The organism is Streptomyces torulosus, from assembly GCF_001419765.1.
In the GTDB taxonomy this organism is placed as follows: Bacteria; Actinomycetota; Actinomycetes; order Streptomycetales; family Streptomycetaceae; genus Streptomyces; species Streptomyces torulosus.
This window is the reverse complement of sequence record NZ_LIRK01000068.1, coordinates 1-3,546: the sequence shown is the minus strand read 5'-3', so window position 1 is coordinate 3,546 and position 3,546 is coordinate 1. Positions and strand designations below refer to the sequence as shown.

At 76.1% G+C, this 3,546-nt stretch carries 1 protein-coding gene and 1 pseudogene; both read right to left on the bottom strand.

The window, feature by feature from the left end:
- The coding region (locus tag AOK23_RS06115; protein WP_206336132.1) for a beta-ketoacyl synthase N-terminal-like domain-containing protein at positions 1-1,226 on the bottom strand (1,226 nt) is incomplete at its 3' end.
- Positions 1,227-1,235: 9 nt separating this feature from the next.
- Positions 1,236-2,870 (bottom strand): annotated as a pseudogene (locus tag AOK23_RS06110) (type I polyketide synthase); the annotation flags it as partial.
- Positions 2,871-3,546: the final 676 nt, after the last annotated feature.

Genomic DNA, 3,546 nt, shown 5'->3' with positions numbered 1-3,546 from the left:
ACGTGCAGGGTCTTCGGCAGGACGCGTTCCCGCAGCGCCTGCACCATCTTGATGACGCCGCCGACACCGGCGGCGGCCTGGCTGTGCCCGATGTTGGACTTCAGGGAGCCCAGCCACAGCGGACGCCCGTCGGGCCGGGACGCGCCGTACGTGGCGAGCAGCGCGTCGGCCTCGATGGGGTCGCCGAGCCGGGTGCCGGTGCCGTGGGCCTCGACGGCGTCGATGTCGGCGGCGGTGAGCCCGGCGTCGGCGAGCGCGTCGCGGATGACGCGCTGCTGGGAGGGCCCGTTGGGGGCGCTGAGCCCGTTGGAGGCGCCGTCCTGGTTGACGGCCGTGCCGCGGACGACCGCCAGCACGGGGTGTCCGTTGCGCAGCGCGTCGGAGAGGCGCTCCACGACGAGGACGCCGGCGCCCTCGCTCCACCCGGCGCCGTCGGCGACGGCGCCGAACGCCTTGCAGCGCCCGTCGGGGGCGAGGGAGCCCTGCCGGGAGAGCATCACGTGCACGTCGGGCGTGGACATCACGGTGACTCCGCCGGCCAGCGCCAGATCGCACTCGCCGGCCCGCAGGGACCGTACCGCCAGGTGCAGGGCGACCAGGGAGGAGGAGCAGGCGGTGTCCACGGTGAGGGCGGGGCCCTCCAGGCCGAGCACGTAGGAGATCCGCCCGGAGAGCACGCTGTTGGAGACTCCGGTGGAGCCGTGGCCGTCGACACGGCCCTCGGTGGCGGTCAGCAGGGCCGCGTAGTCCTGCTGGGAGACGCCGGCGAAGACGCCCGTGCGGCTGCCCTTCAGGGTGAGGGTGTCGATCCCGGCGCGTTCGAGTGCCTCCCAGCTGCTCTCCAGCAGGAGCCGCTGCTGCGGGTCCATGGAGTGCGCCTCACGCGGGGAGATCCCGAAGAACGCGGCGTCGAAGGAGGCGACGTCGTCGAGGAAGCCGCCCTCTCGGACGTAGCAGGTGCCCTCCTTCGACGGGTCGGGGTCGTAGAGGGAGGCCAGGTCCCAGCCCCGGTCCGTGGGGAAGGGACCGATGGCGTCGCGGCCCTCGGCGACGAGCCGCCACAGGTCGTCCGGTGACTGCACGCCGCCCGGGTAGCGGCAGCCCATGCCGACCACGGCGATCGGTTCCCGGGCCGCCGACTCCAGTTCGCCGAGGCGCCCCCGCGTCCGGTGCAGTTCCGCGGCGACCTGCTTGAGGTAGTCGCGGAGTTCCTTGCCATCAGCCATGTGAACCGTTCACTCCTTGCCGAGTTCCGAGCGGATGAAGTCCAGCAACTCGTCGTCCGAGGCGGCGGCGAGCCGCTCCTCGACGTCGGTGCCGCCCGTCTGGGGGGCCGTGCCCACACCCGCGAGCGCCCGCAACCGGGCGGTGGCCCGGGGCCGTTCGGGGTCGTCGGCGGCCAGTTCCGCGAGGGCCGCCTCCAGTTGGTCGAGCAGGGCGGGCAGCGCGGGCCGCTGCCGGGCGTGCGCGGGAGCGGCCTGGTCGACGAGGCGCCGCTCCAACTGCTCGGCCAGAGCGGCGGGGCTGGGGTGGTCGAAGACGAGGGCGGCGGGCAGCGGCAGCCCCGTGGCGGCGGCGAGGCTGTTGCGCAGCTCGACCGCGGTGAGCGAGTCGAACCCTGCCTCGCGGAACGACCGGCGCGGGTCGAGGCTGTCGGGCGACGGATAGTCGAGGACGGCGGCGGCCCGCGACCTGACCAGGTCGAGCAGCGCCCGGGACCGTTCGGCGGGGGGCAGCGCGGCCAGCCGTTCCGCCACCGCGGCGCCGGACGGCGCGCCGTCCGCGGAGGTGCCGCCGTGGGTGTCCTGCGGTCGGGCGGGGCCCCGCTCCCGCCCGGGCGGCGGGACGAGGGTGCGCAGGGCGGCGGGCAGCGTGCCGGCGGTGGCGCGGTCCCGCAGGACGGCGGGGTCGGTGCGCAGCGGCACGAGGACGGCTTCCCCGGCCGCCCAGGCCCGGTCGAACAGGGCGAGTCCCCGCTCGGCGTCCAGCGGCAGCACACCGGCTCGGGCGAGCCGCCGCAGGTCGACCTCGGCGAGCCGGCCGCCCATGCCGCCGCCGGTCCCCCACAGCCCCCAGGCCAGCGAGGTCGCCGGCAGCCCCTGGGCCCGGCGGTCGCGGGCGAGGGCGTCCAGGTAGGCGTTGGCGGCGGCGTAGTTGCCCTGGCCCGCGCCGCCGAGGGTGCCGACGGCGGAGGAGAACAGCACGAAGTGCGACAGGTTCGCGTCGCGGGTCAGTTCGTGCAGGTGGTGGGCGGCGTCGGCCTTGGGGCCGAGGACGGTGTCCACGCGTTCGGGGGTGAGCGCGGTGACCACGCCGTCGTCGACGACGCCCGCCGTGTGGACGACCCCGGTCAGCGGCCGGTCGGCCGGTACGGCGGCGAGGACGGCGGCGAGCGCCTCCCGGTCGGACACGTCGCAGGCCGCGAACGTGACCCGGGCGCCCTCCCGTTCGAGGTCGGCCGCGAGCGCCTCCGCGCCGGGCGCGTCGGCACCGCGCCGGCTGACGAGCAGCAGGTCGCGCACACCGTGGCCGGCGGCGAGGCGCCGGGCGACGAGCCCGCCCAGTTCCCCGGTGCCGCCGGTGACCAGGACCGTGCCGTGTGCCGCTACGGGGGTGTCGACGGGCGGAGCCTCGGCGGGAACGAGCCGTGGCACGCGCAACTGTCCACCGCGTACGGCGATCTGGGTCTCGGACCGGGCCAGGGCGGTGGCCACGGCGGACGCCAGGGCGACCACGTCGCCGTCGTCGTCCTCCAGGTCGACCAGCAGGAACCGGTCGGGGTGCTCGGCCTGCAGGGTCAGCAGCAGTCCCCACGCCGCCGCACCGGCCGGGTCCCCGGTGGTCGCGCCGCCGCTCACGACGACCACCCGGTGGTCCGCCGACCGCTCCTCCGCCAGGACGGCCTGCACCCGGGCGAGCGTGTCGTGCGTGACACGGCGTACGGCCTCCGGGCCACCTCGGTCCCGGTCTCCGTCACGGTCGGCACCGGACTCCGTCCGCAGGGGCGGCTCCAGGGGCAGGACGAGGAACTCCGCGGCCTCGTCCACGGTCGACACGTCGGGCCGGACGACCGTCGTGTTCCCGGCGTGCAGGGCGAGGGCCTTGGCCAGCAGTCCGGCCCGCCCGTCCGGCTGCCCCAGCACCGCCCACCGCGTCCCGGCCGGGGCGACGCCCTCCACGGGCTCCCAGGCCGTCGTGTAGAGGTCCCCGTTCCCGGTGCGGGGCTCCTCGACGGAGTCCCGCACCGTCTCCAGCCAGTAGGCGTCCCGCTGGAAGGCGTACGTGGGCAGCTCCACCCGGTGCGCGCCGCTACCGGCCAGGAACGCGGCCCAGTCCACGCCCACCGACCGCACGTGCAGCCGCCCCAACGCGGTGACGAGCGAGCGCGTCTCGTCCCGCCCCTTGCGCAGGGCGGGGAGCGCGAGCAGCTCGGGCACGGTCTCCTGGATGAGGGAGACGAGCGAGCCGTCCGGGCCGACTTCGAGGACCGTGCTCACATCCTGGGCACGAGCGGCACGCACCCCGTCGGCGAACCGGACCGTCTCC